The sequence below is a fragment of the Polaribacter aestuariivivens genome (assembly GCF_005885675.1).
Lineage (GTDB): Bacteria > Bacteroidota > Bacteroidia > Flavobacteriales > Flavobacteriaceae > Polaribacter > Polaribacter aestuariivivens.
In genome coordinates, this window is the sequence record NZ_VANR01000006.1 from 224,055 (window position 1) to 244,245 (window position 20,191).

At 31.4% G+C, this 20,191-nt stretch carries 15 protein-coding genes and 1 rRNA gene; 7 read left to right on the top strand and 9 right to left on the bottom strand.

The annotated features are described in order from the left end of the window. Positions 1-21 precede the first annotated feature (21 nt). From FDT66_RS12345 to FDT66_RS12375, 7 genes are all read right to left on the bottom strand, one after another. On the bottom strand, positions 22-1,230 hold the full coding sequence (locus FDT66_RS12345) for a bifunctional folylpolyglutamate synthase/dihydrofolate synthase (protein ID WP_138536992.1): 1,209 nt from the start codon (positions 1,228-1,230) through the stop codon (positions 22-24). Between the two features lie 59 nt (positions 1,231-1,289). Next, entirely contained in the window at positions 1,290-2,120 is an 831-nt protein-coding gene (locus tag FDT66_RS12350; protein WP_138536994.1) for an energy transducer TonB family protein, read from the bottom strand. Between the two features lie 143 nt (positions 2,121-2,263). Next, positions 2,264-2,656, bottom strand: coding sequence for an ExbD/TolR family protein (locus tag FDT66_RS12355; RefSeq protein ID WP_138536996.1), 393 nt, complete (start codon positions 2,654-2,656; stop codon positions 2,264-2,266). Positions 2,657-2,753: 97 nt separating this feature from the next. After that, positions 2,754-3,443, bottom strand: coding sequence for a MotA/TolQ/ExbB proton channel family protein (locus FDT66_RS12360; RefSeq protein WP_138536998.1), 690 nt, complete (start codon positions 3,441-3,443; stop codon positions 2,754-2,756). Positions 3,444-3,580: 137 nt separating this feature from the next. After that, positions 3,581-4,984, bottom strand: coding sequence for a sodium:proton antiporter NhaD (gene nhaD / locus FDT66_RS12365; RefSeq protein WP_138536999.1), 1,404 nt, complete (start codon positions 4,982-4,984; stop codon positions 3,581-3,583). Positions 4,985-4,998: 14 nt separating this feature from the next. Further along, positions 4,999-6,231, bottom strand: coding sequence for a Glu/Leu/Phe/Val dehydrogenase dimerization domain-containing protein (locus tag FDT66_RS12370; protein ID WP_138537001.1), 1,233 nt, complete (start codon positions 6,229-6,231; stop codon positions 4,999-5,001). A gap of 177 nt (positions 6,232-6,408) precedes the next feature. Further along, on the bottom strand, positions 6,409-7,467 hold the full coding sequence (locus FDT66_RS12375) for an anhydro-N-acetylmuramic acid kinase (protein ID WP_138537003.1): 1,059 nt from the start codon (positions 7,465-7,467) through the stop codon (positions 6,409-6,411). A gap of 88 nt (positions 7,468-7,555) precedes the next feature. On the opposite strand from FDT66_RS12375, the gene FDT66_RS12380 reads away from it, so the two are divergent. Next, the gene (locus tag FDT66_RS12380; protein WP_138537005.1) at positions 7,556-8,698 is read left to right on the top strand and encodes an acyl-CoA dehydrogenase; all 1,143 of its coding nucleotides are present in this window, start codon (positions 7,556-7,558) and stop codon (positions 8,696-8,698) included. Positions 8,699-8,869: 171 nt separating this feature from the next. On the opposite strand, the gene FDT66_RS12385 is transcribed toward FDT66_RS12380, so the two are convergent. After that, the gene (locus tag FDT66_RS12385) at positions 8,870-9,655 is read right to left on the bottom strand and encodes a tRNA pseudouridine synthase A (protein WP_138537007.1); all 786 of its coding nucleotides are present in this window, start codon (positions 9,653-9,655) and stop codon (positions 8,870-8,872) included. Between the two features lie 269 nt (positions 9,656-9,924). Between FDT66_RS12385 and FDT66_RS12390 the strand changes: the two genes are divergently transcribed. The 6 genes from FDT66_RS12390 (at position 9,925) to FDT66_RS12415 (ending at position 19,848) form a co-directional block, all read left to right on the top strand. Next, positions 9,925-10,914 carry an outer membrane beta-barrel protein gene (locus tag FDT66_RS12390; protein ID WP_138537009.1) on the top strand — a complete coding sequence of 330 codons (990 nt, stop codon included), beginning with the start codon at positions 9,925-9,927 and terminating at the stop codon, positions 10,912-10,914. 26 nt (positions 10,915-10,940) lie between these two features. Next, the gene (locus FDT66_RS12395) at positions 10,941-11,279 is read left to right on the top strand and encodes a P-II family nitrogen regulator (RefSeq protein ID WP_138537011.1); all 339 of its coding nucleotides are present in this window, start codon (positions 10,941-10,943) and stop codon (positions 11,277-11,279) included. 19 nt (positions 11,280-11,298) lie between these two features. Next, the gene (locus tag FDT66_RS12400) at positions 11,299-12,540 is read left to right on the top strand and encodes an ammonium transporter (RefSeq protein WP_138537013.1); all 1,242 of its coding nucleotides are present in this window, start codon (positions 11,299-11,301) and stop codon (positions 12,538-12,540) included. A 215-nt stretch (positions 12,541-12,755) separates the two neighbouring features. Next, a complete protein-coding gene (gene gltB / locus FDT66_RS12405; RefSeq protein WP_138537015.1) occupies positions 12,756-17,267 on the top strand; it encodes a glutamate synthase large subunit in 4,512 nt (1,503 codons plus the stop codon). 4 nt (positions 17,268-17,271) lie between these two features. Then, a complete protein-coding gene (locus tag FDT66_RS12410; RefSeq protein ID WP_138537017.1) occupies positions 17,272-18,735 on the top strand; it encodes a glutamate synthase subunit beta in 1,464 nt (487 codons plus the stop codon). A gap of 129 nt (positions 18,736-18,864) precedes the next feature. Continuing rightward, a complete protein-coding gene (locus tag FDT66_RS12415; protein WP_138537019.1) occupies positions 18,865-19,848 on the top strand; it encodes a DNA topoisomerase IB in 984 nt (327 codons plus the stop codon). A gap of 108 nt (positions 19,849-19,956) precedes the next feature. Here the strand turns inward: FDT66_RS12415 and rrf are convergent. Then, positions 19,957-20,066, bottom strand: a 5S ribosomal RNA gene (gene rrf / locus FDT66_RS12420). Positions 20,067-20,191 lie beyond the last annotated feature (125 nt).

Below are 20,191 nucleotides of genomic sequence, written 5' to 3' on the forward strand. Positions count from 1 at the left end.
AAATAAAAAAATGATTTTTATTTAAATTATTTCTGCGACAACAAATGTACTTCCTCCGACATAAATTATATCTTCCTGATTTGCATCACTTAGTGCGTGAAAAAATGCTTTTTCTACTGATAAATATTTTTTTCCGAACAAGTGAAATTCTTTTGCTTTTTCATATAGAACGTCTTCAGAAAGACCTCTTGGAATATTTGGTTTACAAAAATAGTAAGTTGCAGATTTTGGAAATAATGGAAAAACATCTTCTAGTTTTTTGTCGGACACAACTCCCAAAACAATATGTAATTTGTTATATTTTTCTTTTTTTAATTGATTTAAAACAATTGCTAAACCTTCTTTATTATGAGCTGTATCGCAAATTACTTTTGGAGTTTCTTGTAAAACCTGCCATCTGCCTTTTAAGTTGGTATTCTTTACAACGTTTAATAATCCATCGTTGATATTTTTCTTAGAAATGGTAAAATTTTGTAATTGCTGAATTGCTGTTACTGCTGTTTTTGAATTTTTTTGCTGATACTCACCCAACAAGTCTGTTTTAAAAATTCCTTTATTTTTTGAAGCGAAAACTATCTTAGACTTTGTTTCTTCTGCTTTTTTAACAAATACTTGCCTTACCTCTTCTTGCTCTTCTCCAATAACAACTGGAATATTATTTTTGATAATTCCTGCTTTTTCAAATGCAATCTCAGGTAGCGTTTCTCCTAAAAACTGTGTATGATCTAGTCCGATATTAGTAATTACTGAAACTTCTGGAGTTATAATATTTGTAGAATCTAATCTACCTCCTAAACCAACTTCTACAACAGCAATATCTACTTTTTCTTCAGCAAAAAAATCAAAAGCTAAACCCACTGTCATTTCAAAAAAAGATAGTTTTTGTTTTTCCAAAAAGAACTTGTGTTTTTTTATAAATGAAGAAACTTTTCGTCTTGGAATTTCCTTTCCATTAATTCGGATTCGCTCTGTAAAGTTTTTTAGATGGGGAGAAGTATACAAGCCTACTTTATAACCAGCTTCTTGTAAAATTGAAGCCAACATATGACTTGTGGATCCTTTTCCATTTGTACCTCCAACATGAATCGTTTTAAACTTTTTTTCTGGAAAGTTTAACTCTTTTGAAAACGCTAAAATATTGGTTAAATCTTTTTTAAATGCAGTTTTACCCTCTCTTTGATACATTGGTAATTGTGCAAACATCCAATGTAAAGTTTCTTTGTATGTCATATAATATAAAAATAAGATTCTTGCTATCAAAGATATGACAAGACTACAAAAATACAGGATTATTTAGACAGAGAAAATTTATAAATAATAGTTCCTACTTGTTTTGAAGGAGCTTTAGAGTCAGAATTCCATTTTGTTTTTAATGCTGCTTCTTTTGCTGGTTTTAATAAACAAGCTGCTGTGTTTGTAGAACCTTTTACTCCAGGAATTGCACTAATTACTTTTCCGTTTTTATCAACTGTGATTCTTACCACAACTATACCTTCTTCTTGACAATCTGGTTGCTCTTTAGGCTTTGACAATGCTTTTCTTCCTGCTAAATTGTAATTTCCACCTGAACCACTTCCTGTATTTCCATAATATTTAGAGGAAGTTGGATCTCCTCCTTCTTTACCTTTTACACCTTCAATCTTATCATCTCCTTCCCCTTTTGGTTTTCCGTCTGAAGAATTTCCGTTTAACAATTTATTTAAGGCATCTTGGTTTTCTTTTGATGGTTTTGGCTTTGGTTTTTCTTGAGGTTTTACTTCTTTTTTAACAACTTCTTTTACAGGTTCTTTCTTTTTTTCTTCAACTTTTTCAACTACTGGAACATCCTCTGTAGTATCTTCTGTAATAATTTCTTCTTTGATTATTTCTTTGGGAGTTTCTTTTACCTCTTCAACTACTTCTTCTTTTTTCTCGACAACTTTTGGCGCTGTTTTTTTTGAGTTTACGACAGGTTGTCCCATACCAACATTAGAATCTCCAAAATTTATAGCCAATCCATATTCTTCTGGTGGATCTAAATATTGCATTCCATAATTGAAAATAGCAAATACTAATAACATTAAAATTATTAATGTTATTAATGCCGATTTTCGTTTATGTTTTGTTTCTAATATTTTCATTTTCTTCTGTAAAGAATTATTGTCATATTTAAATTATTCCTTATTCTGTTAAATAAGCTCTTGCGTTAGGGATTGAAACGACATCCTTTTTGCTTTTTTGAGCAAAAAGATATAGTGGAAAGCCCGTTAAAACGCCCAAAATATTATTTGCCTTTTACCGCTAAAATCATTTTTAATTTGTTCTTATTTGCGATGTCAATTACTTTCATCACGTTTTTATAAGGAACATCTTTATCGCCTCTAATTACAATTGTTTTCTTTTTATCTGTACCTACTTTATTTAAAATCGCACTTTCTAATTCTGAGGAACTTACTTTAGTCTTGTCAATATAAAACAATGATTTACTGGTAATTGTTACTGCTACAGATGTATTGTTTTCTGTTTTACCACCAGCTTTTGGCAACAAAACATCTATGGCACTTACTGTTACCAATGTGGATGTTAGCATAAAAAATATTAGTAATAAAAAAACAATATCTGTCATTGATGACATATTGAATGTTGGATCGACTTTATTTCTTCCGCGTAAATTCATACTTTGTATTCAAAATTTAAGATTCAGGATTTAATATTTAAAGTTTAAGACTCGACTCTGAGAACTTTGAATTCGAAACTTTAAACCTTGAACTTATTTATACTGGTTCGTTTAACAAGTCTAAAAACTCTACAGATTTTGCTTCCATTTGATATACAACTTTATCTGTTCTAACCACTAAATGATTATAGGTTATGTAAGCAATAATTCCCACAATTAAACCTGCAACTGTGGTTGTCATAGCTGTATATAATCCATCTGATAACATTTTAATATCTATTTGTCCGCCAGCATTTGCTATTTCATGAATTGCAACAATCATTCCAATTACAGTTCCTAAAAACCCAATCATTGGTGCTGCACCAGCAATTGTAGCCAAAACACTTACATTTTTTTCGAGTTGATAAACCTCTAATTTTCCAGCAGTTTCAATAGCTGTGTTTATATCTTCTAATGGCTTCCCTATTCTGGAAATTCCTTTACCTATTAATCTTGCTGTTGGTGTGTTTTTACTTTTACAGAGTGCATCTGCAGACTCTAACTTTCCATTAGACACATAATCTCTAATTTGATTCATAAAGTTTTTATCGACTTTAGAAGCGGCTTTGATTGCAAAAAATCGTTCGAAATAAATATATATAGCTACCGCTAATAGTATAAAAAGAATGGATATAATTATTTGCCCACCTAAACCGCCATCCATAATTAACTTGTAGATGGATAATGTTTTTTCTTCCGGAATTGTTTCTTCTAACAATGCTGTATTTTCTTGAAAAAATGATAACATGAATATTTTTTTATGTTCTTTACATTAACGACTATTTTTTTTTAAAATTGTTTCATTTTATGAATCAATTTATAACGCATAAAAAATGCCATTTCAAAGCAAGTATGAAATGACATTTTATATTTATGTTTCTTATATTAAATAAACATTCTTAATACTACAAATGCTACAGAACCAATTAAAAAACCAACTAACGCTAGCCAAGATATTTTTTTCAAATACCAGAAAAAATCAATTTTTTCCATACCCATAGCTACTACACCTGCAGCAGAACCAATTATTAACATTGAGCCTCCTGTACCTGCAGAAAAAGCGATGAAGTGCCATAAAGGATTATCTAAAGGTTCAGAAAACATACCTAAACTAGCTGCTACTAATGGAACATTGTCTATCACTGCAGAACCAATTCCTAATAAAATTACAACTAAATCTGATACAGCTGTACCCTCTAACTCAGAACCAATTAATGGAATTCCTTCTTTTAAACTATCTGCAAAATTAAACAGAATTCCTAAAGATTCTAAAGCAGCTACTGCCATTAAAATACCTAAGAAAAATAAAATACTTGGCATTTCAATTTTAGATAAAGATGAATGAACAGGGCTGTGATGCGCCCCCATTTCATGTTCGTCTGCTTCTTCTCCTTCTATACTTGAGATAGAAAACTTAGAGTTACTATAAATTTCAGCAAAAGTAGCAACAATAGCTAAGGAAAGCATCATACCTACATATGGTGGTAAATGAGTTACTGTTTTAAAAACTGGAACAAATAAAATAGCTCCTAAACCTAAATATAGCATTCTTCCACTGTGTGGACTTTTAGGCTTTTCCACCTCATTTTCATCAAAATCAATTTCTCCTTTAAATGCAGGTAAAAAAGTAGCAATAAACGTTGGAACAACCATACACAATAAAGAAGGTAAAAATAAATACGTAAACAACATTCCTGTACTTACTCTGTCACCTATCCAAAGCATTGTTGTAGTTACATCTCCAATTGGAGAAAATGCACCACCTGCGTTTGCTGCGATAATAATTAAACCTGCAAACCAAATTCTATCATCTCTAGTTTTTACAATTTTTTGTAAAATAGAAATCAATACAATTGTTGCGGTTAAATTATCAATTATTGCAGATAATATAAATGCTAAAATTGCAAACATCCACAAAAGCTTCTTTTTACTTTTAAAGTTTACATAACCTTTAATGGTAGAAAACCCATCAAAATAATCAATAATTTCTACTATTGTCATTGCTCCTAGAAGAAATACTAATATTTCTGCTGTTTTTCCTAAGTGATGCAATAGTGTTTCTTCAACTAAATGTAGCTTATCATCATGTAACATAGATGCAAAACCATCTACCAAACCATGATTTGCGGAATCAAACCAATTAGAAAAATTATCGATTCCTAAAGCAACTAATGCCCAACAAACCGCCATCATTATTAAGGCTGGTATTAATTTATCTAATTTTAAGTTGTGCTCTAACGTAATGGCTAAATACCCCATTACGAATACTATAATAATTATTGATTCCATATTTTTATTTTAAATTAAATCAGTTGTTTTAGCGCTATCTCAAACGCTGTTGAACATATTTTTGTTTTTGATGCGCTTTTTTTAAATGTTTTCTGAAGCGCTCGTTTTATCACGTTTGATGTATCATCAAAAATAGCTTTGTCTTGCATAGGCAAATCTACTCTAGCCTCCATTAAATAAGCAAAAACTCTTGCAATACCACAGTTTGATATAAAATCTGGTATTAAACTCAAGTGATTGTCTGTATACTCCATAATTGGTCCAAAGAAAATTTCTTTATCTGCAAAAGGAACATTTGCTCCAGGAGAAATTACCTCTAGACCTGTATCTATCATCTGCTGTACTTGTTCTTTAGAAACCAATCTTGAGGCTGCAGCTGGAACAAAAATTTCTGCAGGCAAACTCCATATTTTTTGATTAATTTCATCAAAAGGAATCATATTTTTAGAAACTAATTTATTTCCGTCTTTTGATAAAAATAAATCTGTAATTTCTTCCATAGAAAACCCTTCATTATTTATAAGACCTCCATCTCTATCTATAATTCCTACAACTTTAGCACCTAATTGTGTTAAATAATATGCAGCTGCTGAACCTACGTTTCCAAAGCCTTGTACAATAGCTCTTTTTCCTTCGATTTTACCTCCGTAAATATTGTAATAATGTTTTACTGCCTCAGAAACTCCATAACCTGTTAACATGTCTGCTACAGTATATTTTCTGGATAAATCTGGTGAAAAAAACTTATTTTCTATCACTTTAATTACGCCCAAACGTAATTGCCCAATTCTATTTATTTTATCGGCTTCTGTAGGTTTAAAATGCCCGTTAAAAATACCTTCTTGTGGATGCCAAACTCCACAATTTTCAGTAATTGGAATAACATCTTTGTCTGCATCTACATTTAAATCTCCTCCAGTTCCGTAATAGTGTTTTAAAAGCGGTGTTACTGCTTTGTACCAACGTTCTAAAACACCTCTTTTTCTTGGGTCGTTTGGATCAAAATTAATTCCAGATTTTGCACCTCCTATTGCTGGTCCAGAAACGGTAAACTTCACTTCCATTGTTTTAGCCAAAGATAAAACTTCGTTCATATCTAAGCCTTTTCTCATTCTGGTTCCTCCACCAGCTGCACCTCCTCTTAAAGAGTTTATAACTGTCCAACCTTCAGCATCTGTTTCTTGATCTTTCCAATGAAACACAATTTCTGGTTGTTTATTTTCGTATTTTTTTAATAATTCTTTCATTCTATTTTGTTCAAATTTTCAACTTATTTACTATGATTCTTTTGTGCAATTTTTACTATTTTAATTTAGTATTCAAAAGTTAAAGCTGATTCATTTCGTAGAATATTTTAAAATTATTAATTATAACTTAACAAATTTAAATTAAAAAAATGACTACTCAAATTTTTAAATTAAAAACTAGGGATAAAAAATTTCACCAGATGAATGATTTTTACTTGCACCTGTTACACTTTTTAAGCAATTTATTTGATTATCAATCCTTAACAAACCTAATAGAGCAAAAATTAAGGCTTCTTTGTAATTAATTAAATCTTTTGAAACGTGCTGAATATGAATTTTTGAAATATTATTAATTCTTTCCATAAGAAAATCATTAAAAAAGCCGCCTCCAGTTACTAAAATGGAATTATTACCAGCAATAACTTTACTTATTTGAATGGCAGTATGCTCCACAAGAGTTCTTAAAATTATTGGCACGTCATTTTCAAAGCTATTAATTAACGGAAGTATTTCTTGTTGCACCCATTCTAAACCTAATGATTTTGGTGGTTTTTGCTTATAAAACTCCAACGAATTTAATTTTTCTAACAACTGCTGATTTATATTTCCTCCAGATGCAATTTTTCCTGACTTATCATACTCTAAACCTAACTTATTTGCATAAAAATTCAAAACAATATTTACTGGACAAACATCAAAGGCAATTCTTTTTTCATTTTCATCGTATGAAATATTGGAAAACCCACCTAAATTTAAACAAAAGTCATATTCAGAAAACAATAATTTATCTCCAATTGGCACTAAAGGCGCTCCTTGTCCACCCAATTTCACATCTTGTGTTCTAAAATCGCAAACTACTTTCTGTTTTGTGACTTTTGCAATTTCTTTACCTGAGCCTATTTGCAGGGTAATTCCTTTTTCTGGCTGATGCAAAATTGTATGCCCATGAGAAGCTACAAAATCAATATTATTAATTTTGAAGTTATATATAAAGTTATTGATGACTTCGCCTAAGTACTTTCCGTAAACAACATCTAATTTTTCTAATTCTTTGTTTGAACTTTGAATTGCACTTTGCAACATCTGCCTCCATTCTGATGAATATGGAATTGTTGTTGCATGTAAAATTTCAAAATTAGAATAATTATTTTTTTCAAATTTTACATAAACCAAATCTACCCCATCTAAAGACGTTCCAGACATTACCCCTATTGAAAATACCTCTTTTTTATTCATATCTGTAAAAATAACAAAAGTCTATTGAAAATATGTTACGAAATCGATATCTTTACACTCTTAAATTACGAATATAATAATACTTACTATGGATTTTAGTTTAACAGAAGAACATATAATGATTCGCGATGCTGCAAGAGACTTTGCACAAACCGAATTACTACCAGGAGTTATTGAAAGAGACAACAAACAAGAGTTTCCACAAGAATTGGTTCGAAAAATGGGCGATTTAGGTTTTATGGGAATTATGGTTGATCCAAAATATGGAGGAAGTGGAATGGATGCCATTTCTTACGTATTAATTATGGAAGAATTATCTAAAATAGATGCTTCTGCCTCTGTAATTGTTTCCGTAAACAACTCTTTAGTTTGTTATGGCTTAGAAGCTTATGGAAATGAAGATCAAAAACAAAAATACTTGACAAAATTAGCTACAGGTGAATTTGTGGGTGCATTTTGTTTAAGCGAACCAGAAGCTGGCTCAGACGCAACTTCACAAGCCACAACTGCAGAAGACAAAGGCGACCATTATGTGATTAACGGAACAAAAAACTGGATTACAAGTGGTGGACGAGCAGATGTATATTTAGTAATTGCACAAACAGATAGAGCAAAAGGACATAGAGGAATCAACGCTTTTATTGTTGAAAAAGGGACTGAAGGTTTTCATATTGGTCCAAAAGAAGACAAATTAGGAATTCGTGGTTCAGATACTCACACTTTACAATTCAACGATGTAAAAATACCGAAAGAAAACAGAATTGGTGAAGATGGTTTTGGTTTTAAGTTCGCAATGAAAACACTTTCTGGTGGAAGAATTGGAATTGCAGCACAAGCTTTAGGAATTGCTTCAGGTGCATACGAATTGGCTTTAAAATACTCTAAAGAACGTAAAGCTTTTGGTACAGAAATCTGTAATCATCAAGCAATTGCCTTTAAATTAGCAGATATGTACACAGAAATTGAAGCTGCTAGAATGTTGGTAATGAAAGCTGCTTGGGATAAAGACCAAGGTAATAATTACGACATGTCTTCTGCAATGGCAAAATTATACGCAAGTAAAGTTGCCATGGAACAAACTGTGGAAGCTGTACAAATTCACGGTGGAAATGGTTTTGTAAAAGAATATCATGTAGAACGTTTAATGCGTGATGCAAAAATTACACAGATTTACGAAGGAACATCAGAAATTCAGAAAATTGTAATTTCGAGAGGGGTTATCAAAGGCTAAACTCACTCATTATATATAAAGTATAAAAATCCATCTTTTTCTAGGTGGATTTTTTTATCACTACTTTTCAAATCACAACTACAGTTTAACTTAATTGAAACTCAAAGACACTCGTTTTTTTTAAAAAAGAGCACAAACAAACTTGGCAAATCTTTTCGCAAAGTTGTTTATCTACAAATTTTCTAACTCGATATCAAACAATTGCAAACCAGATGCAGGCGCAATATTTCGCATAAACTTTCTATCATTATCTTCACATAAAGAAGCTTTAATAAAATTTAAATCGAGGTTTCCTTTTCCTACTTCAAACAAAGTTGCCATCATTAAACGAATTTGATATCTTAAAAAACCTTTTCCGCGTACTTTTAAAACATAACTTTTCTCAGGAAAAAAATTAGCTGTCAAAATATCATTTTCAACAATTTCACAAGAATCAATTACTCTTTTTAGAATCGTGTTTACTGACGGTTTTGTACAGTATTTATGAAAATAATGTTCTCCTTGAAAGATTTTTGCAGCTTTCATCATATTTTCAATATCCAAATCACCTTCAACTGAAACCATAAAAGGCGCAGAAAATGGATGGCTTTTTTCACCATGTGCAAAATAATAATGATACTCTTTTATTTTAGGTACATTAATAATATTATAATTTCTTTCAACCTTATTTATAGAAAGCGCTTTAAAATCCGCAGAGAAATTTGAGTTTAAAGTATTCAAAAAACTTACTTCTTCAACTTCATCAACTGTAAAAAGCTGTAAATAATAAGAGTTTGCAGATACTTTTGCATCAGTTCTACCCACTCCAATAGTCTTGTAAGTTCCTTTTTCTACCACAAAAGAAATGGTTTTATCTACCATATCATGTAAAGTCTTGGCATTTGTTTGTTTTTGCCAACCAGAAAATCGAAATCCTAAAAACTGAAGCTTAATAATGTAAGAAAATGGATATTTCATAGCTCAAAAATACAACAAAATGAACTTTTTTTTCAAAAAGTGCATTTTTATGAATTTCTCAAAATTATAACCTTGTTTTTTAACAACCCTATATATTAAAGTGTTAAAAAACTCTAAAATAAATTAATCTCAATTTAACCCCCTTTTTTTTGAGGGGTTAAAATTAAAAAACATAGTTTTTAAAAAAACAACCCCTAAAATTAAAATATAAAAACATACATTTGACCCGTTCAATAAAAATAAAAACACAACTAAAAGAACATTTTATTATGAAAAAAATCATTTTAACTTTACTAGTAGCTACAAGTTTAGTAGCAAATGCACAAGAAGAAAAAGGAACATTTACGGTTAGTGGAACTGTAGATACTTATTACACAAGCAACCTTAAAGACAACTCACTTGGTAGCGTTGGTATTTTATATGGTGGTAGTGGTGCTGCAAACGGTTTTGGATTAGGAATGGCAAACACTATTTTTTCTTATGAAAAAGGAAAAGCAGGAGTTGTAGCAGATTTAACTTATGGTCCAAGAGCAAATGCAGCAAATGCATATGAAGGAGCAATAAATCAATTATATGCTTATTACAAAGCCTCAGATAAAATTACTTTTAGCTTAGGACAATTTAATACATGGTATGGTTATGAGGTTATTTCTCCTGCAGGAAACTTTAACTACTCTGTTTCGTATTTATTCAATGCAGGTCCATTCTCTCATACTGGTTTAAAAATGGATTATGCAGCATCTGAAGACTTATCATTTATGTTAGCTGTAACGAACCCTCATGGTATTACTGCAGGTGCTAATCCAAGTACAAATTATCAATTAGGTTTCCAAACTGGTTATAAAGGACAATACTTTAACCTTGCTTATGGAGCTGACGGATTTGGATTTAATGATGTATTGTATTTAGATTATACAGGTGGTTTTGATGTTTCAGATTCATTTTTCGTAGGAATTAATGCAGCGTACTCTAATTCTAGTGATGCTGATGCTGGTTACCAAGGTGTAGCTTTATATTTACAAAACAGTTTTACTGATAAATTCTCTTTAGGTCTTAGACCTGAGTATTTTATGTATACTTCTGGAGCTGGAGATACAAGTGTAACTGCATTTACTTTATCTGGAAATATTTCTTTAACAGAAAGCTTAAATATTATTCCAGAAATAAGATATGATACTTCTGATGACATGATTATTCCTGGTTTTCCAACACAAGATAGTATGACAGGAGCAACATTAGCTGCAGTTTATTCTTTCTAATATTAACTAACTAACATTTATTACTCATGAAAAAAATAGAAGCAATTATAAGAAAATCAAAGTTTGGTGCTGTAAAAGATGCATTACACGAAGTTGGTGTAAACTTCTTCTCTTATTGGGATGTTACTGGTTTAGGTAACGAAAAAGAAGGTCATGTATACAGAGGTGTAAGCTATAGTACAAGCGATATCCAAAGAAGATATTTATCTATCGTTGTTAACGATAGTTTCGAAGAAGTTACAATAAAAGCAATTTTAGATGCTGGTTCTACTGGAGAAGTAGGTGATGGAAAAATATTTATTAGCAATATTGAAGAAACTTACCGAATTAGAACAGGAGTTAAAGGAGGAGAAACATTAAACTAAAAGATTAGAAAACATTATTATGGAATTACTTACTACAAATAACGTATGGATGATGATCTGTACAGCACTGGTATTCTTTATGCACTTAGGTTTTGCATTTTTAGAAATCGGTTTAACAAGACAAAAAAACACAATTAACATTCTATTTAAAAACATATTTATTATAACTGTTGGTTTATTACTGTATGCTTTAGTTGGTTTTAATTTAATGTATCCAACATGGGGAGCAAACGCTTCTGGGTATTTAGGAGATTTCGTATTCGGACTTTCGTCTCCTTTAACTGCTGAAGGAACTTTAGATTTAGCATACAATGAAGGTTATACTTACTGGACAGATTTCTTATTCCAAGGAATGTTTGCTGCAACTGCTGCTACAATTGTATCAGGTGCTGTTGCAGAAAGAATGAAAATAGTACCTTTTATGATATTTACAATAATTTATGTAGGTATTATTTACCCTATTGCTGGTTCTTGGAAATGGGGTGGAGGATTTTTAGATCAATTATCAACTCCTTTTTACGATTTTGCAGGTTCTACTTTAGTACATTCTGTAGGTGGTTGGGCAGCTCTTGTTGCTGTTTGTTTATTAGGTTCTAGAATTGGAAAATTCAAAAACGGAAAAATACAAGCAATTCCAGGACACAATATTCCATTAGCAACTGCTGGAGTTTTAATACTTTGGTTAGGTTGGTTTGGATTTAACGGTGGTTCAGTTTTATCTGCAGACCCAACATTAACATCTTTAACTTTAGTGACTACTTGTTTAGCTGCTGCAGCTGGTGGAGTTGTTGCTGCATTAGTATCTACAATTATGTATAAAAACTTAGACTTAACAATGTTCTTAAACGGAATTTTAGGAGGTTTAGTAGGTATTACTGCTGGAGCTGATCAAATGTCGCCAACTGACGCTATTTTAATAGGCGGAATTGCTGGTGCACTAATCGTATTTGCGGTAAGCCTTATTGATAAGTTAAAATTAGACGATCCTGTAGGAGCAATTGCTGTTCACTTAATTTGTGGAATTTGGGGAACATTAGCAGTTGGTATCTTTGGAAACTTAGCTAGTGGAGAACAATTTTTAAGCCAATTAATTGGTGTAGCTTCTTATGCTGCTTTTTGCTTAGCAACGTCATTTATTATCATATTTACCTTAAAGAAAACTATGGGAATACGTGTTAGCGAAAAAGAAGAATTAGAAGGTTTAGATGCTCACGAACATGGAATGGATGCTTATCCAGACTTTCGTTTAAACGAACACTAAACACAAAAAAATACAATTATTTTACCTGCAAATTTAAAAAGTTTGCAGGTTTTCTTGATTATTGTCATTTTCTCAAAATAAAAAGGTTTAATTATTATAACTGAATTATTTACTGCATAATTTTGTTTTCATCATAAAAATTATAATAAAAGCTCCAAAACATTAAATTTTTCTCAATAAAAAATATAAATTAGCCAACATAATTGAAGAAAAATATGGAGAAACAAGGCTTATATTTACCAGAATTTGAACACGAAAATTGTGGTGCAGGATTTATCTGTAATTTAAATGGAGACAAAACAAATCAGATTATACACGATGCTTTAGAAATTTTAGTAAAACTAGAACATAGAGGTGGTGTTAGTTCAGATGGAAAAACAGGAGATGGTGCTGGATTACTTATTGATATTCCTCATGAATATTTTAAAAGAGTTTGTGATTTCGAACTTCCAAACCAAAGAGAATACGCAGTTGCAATGGTATTTTTACCTAAAGTAACTAACCAGTACAACTTTTGTAAAACTACTTTCGAAAATGAAATAAAAGAACAAGGGCTTTCTATCTTAGGATGGAGACAAGTACCTGTAGATTCTTCACATTTAGGACCAATTGCTCTAGCATCAGAACCTAATACAGAACAATTATTTATTGGTAAAAATGGAAATTTAGATGAAGCCACTTTCAAGGCAAAATTATATGCTGCACGAAAAATAGCTGAGCATAAAATTAACAATTCTAAAATTTCTGAAAGTAAATATTTTTACGTTTCAAGTTTATCAATAACAACCATTATATATAAAGGTATTATAATGCCTGAAGATATTGGCCCATATTATAAAGATCTTCAAGAAATAGATTTAGTTACACGTTTAGCATTGGTACACCAACGTTTTTCAACAAATACAATGCCTACTTGGGAACTAGCACAACCTTTTAGATACATGTGTCAAAATGGTGAAATAAACACATTAAGAGGAAATGTTAGTAGAATGCGTGTTCGCGAAGAAATCATGAAAAGCGATGTCTTTGGCCCACAAATAGACAAATTATTTCCAATAATTTTACCTGGAAAATCAGATTCTGCTTCAATGGATATGGTTGTAGAATTATTAACACACACAGGACGTTCATTACCAGAAATTATGATGATGATGATTCCTGAAGCGTGGGAAAAACACAAAACAATGTCTAAAGAGCGTAAAGCTTTTTATGAATATAACGCTTGTATTATGGAGCCTTGGGATGGACCTGCTTCTGTTCCATTTACAGATGGAGATTATATTGGTGCTTTATTAGATAGAAACGGATTAAGACCTTCAAGATATACTGTTACAAAAAGCGGAAAACTAATTATGTCTTCTGAAATAGGTGTTGTAGATATCGATCCAGAAGATATAAAAAAACATGGTAGATTAGAACCAGGAAAAATGTTCTTGGTAGATATGAATGAAGGTAGAATTATTGAAGATGAAGAAATAAAAGCAAAAATTGTTTTAGAAAGACCCTATCAAGAATGGTTAGATAAAACGCGTTTGCATTTAAAAGATGTTCCTTATACAGGAGATACTTGTCCAATAGAAACTATTGATATTAAAACTCGCCAACGTTTATTTAATTATACTTTCGAAGATATACAAGAAGTAATTACGCCAATGGCACAAGTTGGTAAAGAGGCTCTAGGTTCTATGGGAATTGATACTCCTTTAGCAGTTTTATCTGACAGACCTCAATTAATATCTAACTATTTTAAACAGTTATTTGCACAGGTCACAAACCCTCCTTTAGATGGAATTCGTGAAGAAATAGTAACAGATATTAGTTTAAACTTAGGAAAAGATAGAAATATTTTTAGTATTACAGAAAGACAGTGTAGAAAATTAAGAATTCAAAACCCTGTTATTTCTAATGATGATTTAGAAAAAATAAGAAGTATTAATATTGAGAGCTTTAAAGCAAAAACAATTAACATCTTATATCCAAAAGCACAAGGTTTAAACGGATTAGAAGATGCTTTAGATAATATTATACAGCAAGTAGAAAAAGCGATTGATAATAAAAATAATATTATTATTCTTTCAGATAGAGGTGTAAATCAAGAATTTGCTCCTATTCCAGCTCTTTTAGCTTGTTCTTTTGTAAATCACCAGTTAAATCGTTTAAGAAAACGTTCTTTTTTTGATATCATTATTGAGTCTGCAGAACCTCGTGAACCACATCATTTTGCAACGCTATTTGGTTACGGAGCAAGTGCCATCAATCCTTACATGGTTAATGAAATTATTAGAGCTCAAGTAAAAGAAGGTTTTATTACAGATATTGATGAACAACAAGCTGTAGATAATTTTAACAAAGCAATTGGAAAAGGAATTTTAAAGGTGATGAACAAAATAGGAATCTCAACTTTACATTCTTACAGAGGTTCTCAAATATTCGAAATTGTTGGTTTTAACTCTCAATTTGTAGAAAAATACTTTCCATACACAGCTTCAAGAATTGAAGGAATTGGTTTATATGAAATTGAAAAAGAAATTTCTAACAGATACAAACAAGCATATCCAGACAACCAAATTGACAAAAATTTAGGTTTAAATATTGGAGGAGATTACAGATGGAGAAGAAATGGTGAGCGACACTTATTCAATCCAACTACAGTTGCAAAATTACAACAAGCAGTTCGTTTAAGTGACCAAAAAAGTTACGACGTATATGCGAATGCCATAAATGAACAATCAGAAAACTTAATGACCATTCGTGGTTTATTTCAATTTGATAATTTAGATCCAATTCCATTAGAAGAAGTAGAACCTTGGACGGAAATTGTAAAACGCTTCAAAACTGGTGCCATGTCATATGGCTCAATTTCTAGAGAAGCACACGAAAATTTAGCCATAGCAATGAACAGAATTGGCGGAAAATCTAATTCTGGTGAAGGTGGTGAAGATAGAAAACGTTTTCAGAAAGATATCAATGGTGATAGTAGAAATTCCGCGATTAAGCAAGTTGCTTCGGGTAGATTTGGAGTTACATCACATTACTTAACAAATGCCAAAGAAATTCAAATTAAAATGGCACAAGGTGCAAAACCTGGCGAAGGTGGTCAATTACCTGGCTACAAAGTTTTACCATGGATTGCAAACGCAAGAAATTCAACACCTTTTGTTGGTTTAATTTCTCCTCCTCCACATCATGATATTTACTCAATTGAAGATTTAGCACAATTAATCTACGATTTAAAAAATGCAAATCGTGAAGCAAGAATTAATGTAAAATTAGTTTCAGAAGTAGGTGTAGGAACAATTGCAGCTGGTGTTGCAAAAGCAAAAGCAGACGTTGTTTTAATTTCTGGTTATGATGGTGGTACAGGAGCTTCTCCTTTAACATCTTTAAAACACGCAGGTTTACCTTGGGAACTTGGTTTAGCTGAAGCACAACAAACTTTAGTAATGAATAACTTAAGAAGTAGAATTGTTGTAGAGTGTGATGGCCAATTAAAAACAGGTAGAGATGTTGCGATTGCTGCATTATTAGGAGCAGAAGAATTTGGTTTTGCAACAGCTCCTTTAGTGGCTTCTGGTTGTATTATGATGCGTAAATGTCATTTAAACACATGTCCTGTTGGTATTGCAACGCAAGACAAAGAATTACGTAAAAACTTTAAAGGTACACCAGAACATGTAATTAATTTCTTCTATTATATCGCAGAAGAATTAAGAAAAATAATGGCAGAACTTGGTTTCAGAACTTTAGCTGAAATGGTAGGTCAAACACATAAAATAAACGCTAACAAAGCCATTAAACATTATAAAGCAAAAGGATTAGATTTATCTAGCATATTGCACAGACCAATTGGTTACAATAACCTTCCTGTAAGCAATACAGAACAACAAGAACATAATTTAGAAGACGTTTTAGACTTTACCATATTAAAAGATTCTCACAGAGCTTTATATAGAAAAGAAAAGATGAACCTTTCTTATGCTATTAAAAACACAAACAGAACTGTTGGTGCAATTGTTAGTAACGAAATTTCTAAAATATATGGTCATTTAGGTTTACCTGAAGATACATTAAATATTAATTTCACAGGGTCTGCAGGTCAAAGTTTTGGAGCATTTGGTGCACATGGATTGACTTTTATTTTAGATGGAAACACAAATGATTATTTAGGAAAAGGATTATCTGGAGCTAAATTAATTGTTAAAAAACCAACTAAGGCCGATTTTATTGCAGAAAACAATATCATTGTTGGTAACGTTTGTATGTTTGGTGCAGTAGATGGTCAAGCATTTATTAACGGAATTGCAGGTGAAAGGTTCGCAGTTCGTAACTCAGGAGCAACCGCAGTTGTAGAAGGTGTAGGAGATCATTGTTGTGAATATATGACAGGTGGTAAAGTTATCGTTTTAGGAAAAACAGGAAGAAACTTTGCAGCTGGTATGAGTGGAGGAATTGCATACATATACGATCCTGAAAATAAATTTATAAACGGCCTTTGTAATACTGAAACTATTGAATTTGAAGAAATTTCAGATATGGATGCTTTAGATTTAAAAACAACAATAGAAAAACACGTTTTATATACAGATAGTAAAAAAGGTACTTCTTTATTAGCGGATTGGGATACAAGTTTAAAAAACTTTGTAAAAGTAATGCCAACAGAATATAAAAGAGCACTAGAACGTTTAGAAACAGAAGAACCAATGTTCGAAGAATTAACAAAAGCATAATGTCATGGGAAAAATAACAGGATTTAAAGAATTTGAAAGACAAGATGAAAAATACACTTCTGTTAAAGATCGTGTAAAAAATTATAAAGAATTCACAGTACCACTTTCAGAAAAAGAAATAACAAAACAAGGTTCACGTTGTATGGATTGTGGTATTCCATTTTGCCACAGTGGTTGCCCATTAGGAAATCTAATTCCAGATTTTAACCATATGGTTCACCAAGGTGAGTGGAAAAAAGCATCTTGGATATTGCATTCAACTAATAATTTTCCAGAATTTACTGGGCGTTTATGTCCTGCTCCTTGCGAAAAATCATGTGTGTTAGGCATTATTGAAGACCCTGTTTCTATTGAAAATATTGAAAAAAATATTGTAGAACGTGCTTTTAAAGAAGGATGGATTAAGCCACAACCTCCAAAAACAAGAACAGGAAAAACAATTGCTGTTGTTGGTTCTGGTCCTGCTGGTTTAGCTGCCGCACAACAATTAAATAGAGCTGGTCATACAGTTACTGTTTTCGAAAGAGATGATGAAGTTGGTGGTTTGTTACGATACGGAATTCCAAATTTCAAAATGGAAAAAGAAATTATCGACAGAAGAATAGCAATTTTAAAAGCAGAAGGTATTGTTTTTAAAACAAACGTAAATGTTGGGGTTAATTACAAAGTTGAAGATTTAAAAAAATTCGATGCCGTAGTTTTATGTGGTGGAGCAACAGAAAGACGTAGTTTACCAACTCCAGGAATTGATGCAGATGGTGTTGTACAAGCAATGGATTTCTTAACACAACAAACAAAAGTATTATTTGGTAAGGAAGTAAAAAATCAAATAATGGCTACTGATAAGAATGTTATTGTAATAGGTGGTGGAGATACTGGTTCTGATTGTATAGGAACTTCAAACAGACATGGAGCTAAATCTGTAGTTAATTTTGAAATTATGCCAAAACCTCCAGGACATCGTTCTCGAACTACTCCTTGGCCTTTTTGGCCATTACAGCTTAAAACTTCTTCTTCTCATGAAGAAGGTGCCGAACGTAATTGGTTAATCAATACAAAAGAATTTGTAAAAGATAAAAACGGAAAATTAACTGCATTAAAAACCGTAAATGTTGAGTGGAAAATGGTTCCGGGACAAAGACCACAATTGATAGAAATTGAAGGTACAGAAAAAACTTGGCCATGTGATTTAGCGTTATTAGCACTTGGTTTCACTGGTCCTGAAAGTACTTTAGCAGATAAATTAGGTATTCATAGAGATGCTCGTTCAAATTATAAAGCTGATTATGGGAAATACCAAACAAACATTTCTAATATTTTTACTGCGGGTGATATGAGAAGAGGTCAATCTTTAATTGTTTGGGCAATTTCAGAAGGAAGAGAAGCTGCAAGACAAGTAGATATCTATTTAATGGGTAAATCAGAATTACCTTCTAAAGACGTTACTGGAGATTTAGTTGCGATGTAACAATAATAGTATCGAAAAAATAAGTAAAGCTGTTCATAATTAATTTATGAACAGCTTTTTCATTTGAGTTAATAATACTTTCATATCGATTTTATTTTTTTTCTAATTTAGTTGCATAAATATGCAAAAATGTATTACAGAAAAAAATATGGAAAAGGCTTTACTTATGTAAATAACCAAAACAAAACTATAAAAGATAAAAAACTAAAAGATTGGTTTAAATCATTAGTTATTCCTCCTGCATGGACAGATGTGGAAATTAGTTCAAAAAAGAATGCCAAAGTTTTAGTTACTGGAAGAGATGACAAAAGTAGAAAACAATATATCTATAATCCTAAGTATAGAGAAAAACGTGAAAAACAAAAATTTGACAGAATTCTAAATTTTGCAGATCAATTAGAACACATGAGACGTGTAACTGGTCAACATCTTAGAAAACAAAAACCGAGTAGAGAAAAAGTATTGGCTTGTATGGTTCGTTTATTAGAAGCAGCTTATTTTAGACCTGGGAGTGATTATTATGCAAAAGAAAATGAAACGTATGGACTTACCACAATGAGAAGCAAACATTTAACTATTGATGGAAAAGAGTTAATATTTAATTACACTGGTAAATCTGGCAAAGAGCAAGAAAGTCATATCATTGATGAAAAATTAGCAAAAACAGTAAAAGAAATTGATGATTTACCTGGTTATGAAATATTTAAATATATTGATAAAGATGGCTTGAAACAGGATGTGAAAAGTGAACATCTAAATGAGTATATAAGAGAAATTATGGGCGAAGAGTTTTCTGCTAAAGATTTTAGAACTTGGTCAGGAACAGTAATTGCAGCAATGGCTTTAGATGAAATTGGTGCAATTGATAAAAAAGATCAAAAGCTATTAGACAAAAATATTAAAAATGCAGTAATTAAAGTAAGTGAGCACTTAGGAAATACACCTTCAGTAGCAAAAAGTTCTTACATCGACCCAAGAGTCATTGATGAATATATACACGGCAAAACTATCAAGTTCTTTCAAAATGAAATAAATCGATTATTGAAGAAAAATGAAAATTTATCACGCGAAGAATTAGGAGTTTTATGTATGCTAAAGAAAAAGTTAAACTAGAATTTTTACAGAAATTTAAGTTTAAATAATACTAACTTTTAACCAATAAAAAAGCCTCATATCTTTTGATATGAGGCTTATAGATACTGAAATAGATTCAGTATTTAAGAAAGGCAGCGACCTACTCTCCCACATAAATGCAGTACCATCGGCGCTATTAGGCTTAACTTCTCTGTTCGAGATGGGAAGAGGTGAGCCCTAATGCTATAACCACCCTAAAATTTTCAGTTAAAATATAACTGTAAAAGTTGACATATGGTAAAATAATATGATAAAAATCAAAACAAAAAAAAGAGTTTCTCTCCCGTTATTACTAACGGGAGAAGCGTACATAAGTCTATGG

What these genes read in the sequence shown, in the direction of transcription:
- FDT66_RS12345 (WP_138536992.1), bottom strand. Translation starts at nt 1,230, where the DNA reads ATGACATACAAAGAAACTTTACATTGGATGTTTGCACAATTACCAATG.
- FDT66_RS12350 (WP_138536994.1), bottom strand. Translation starts at nt 2,120, where the DNA reads ATGAAAATATTAGAAACAAAACATAAACGAAAATCGGCATTAATAACA.
- FDT66_RS12355 (WP_138536996.1), bottom strand. Translation starts at nt 2,656, where the DNA reads ATGAATTTACGCGGAAGAAATAAAGTCGATCCAACATTCAATATGTCA.
- FDT66_RS12360 (WP_138536998.1), bottom strand. Translation starts at nt 3,443, where the DNA reads ATGTTATCATTTTTTCAAGAAAATACAGCATTGTTAGAAGAAACAATT.
- nhaD (WP_138536999.1), bottom strand. Translation starts at nt 4,984, where the DNA reads ATGGAATCAATAATTATTATAGTATTCGTAATGGGGTATTTAGCCATT.
- FDT66_RS12370 (WP_138537001.1), bottom strand. Translation starts at nt 6,231, where the DNA reads ATGAAAGAATTATTAAAAAAATACGAAAATAAACAACCAGAAATTGTG.
- FDT66_RS12375 (WP_138537003.1), bottom strand. Translation starts at nt 7,467, where the DNA reads ATGAATAAAAAAGAGGTATTTTCAATAGGGGTAATGTCTGGAACGTCT.
- FDT66_RS12380 (WP_138537005.1), top strand. Translation starts at nt 7,556, where the DNA reads ATGGATTTTAGTTTAACAGAAGAACATATAATGATTCGCGATGCTGCA.
- FDT66_RS12385 (WP_138537007.1), bottom strand. Translation starts at nt 9,655, where the DNA reads ATGAAATATCCATTTTCTTACATTATTAAGCTTCAGTTTTTAGGATTT.
- FDT66_RS12390 (WP_138537009.1), top strand. Translation starts at nt 9,925, where the DNA reads ATGAAAAAAATCATTTTAACTTTACTAGTAGCTACAAGTTTAGTAGCA.
- FDT66_RS12395 (WP_138537011.1), top strand. Translation starts at nt 10,941, where the DNA reads ATGAAAAAAATAGAAGCAATTATAAGAAAATCAAAGTTTGGTGCTGTA.
- FDT66_RS12400 (WP_138537013.1), top strand. Translation starts at nt 11,299, where the DNA reads ATGGAATTACTTACTACAAATAACGTATGGATGATGATCTGTACAGCA.
- gltB (WP_138537015.1), top strand. Translation starts at nt 12,756, where the DNA reads ATGGAGAAACAAGGCTTATATTTACCAGAATTTGAACACGAAAATTGT.
- FDT66_RS12410 (WP_138537017.1), top strand. Translation starts at nt 17,272, where the DNA reads ATGGGAAAAATAACAGGATTTAAAGAATTTGAAAGACAAGATGAAAAA.
- FDT66_RS12415 (WP_138537019.1), top strand. Translation starts at nt 18,865, where the DNA reads ATGTATTACAGAAAAAAATATGGAAAAGGCTTTACTTATGTAAATAAC.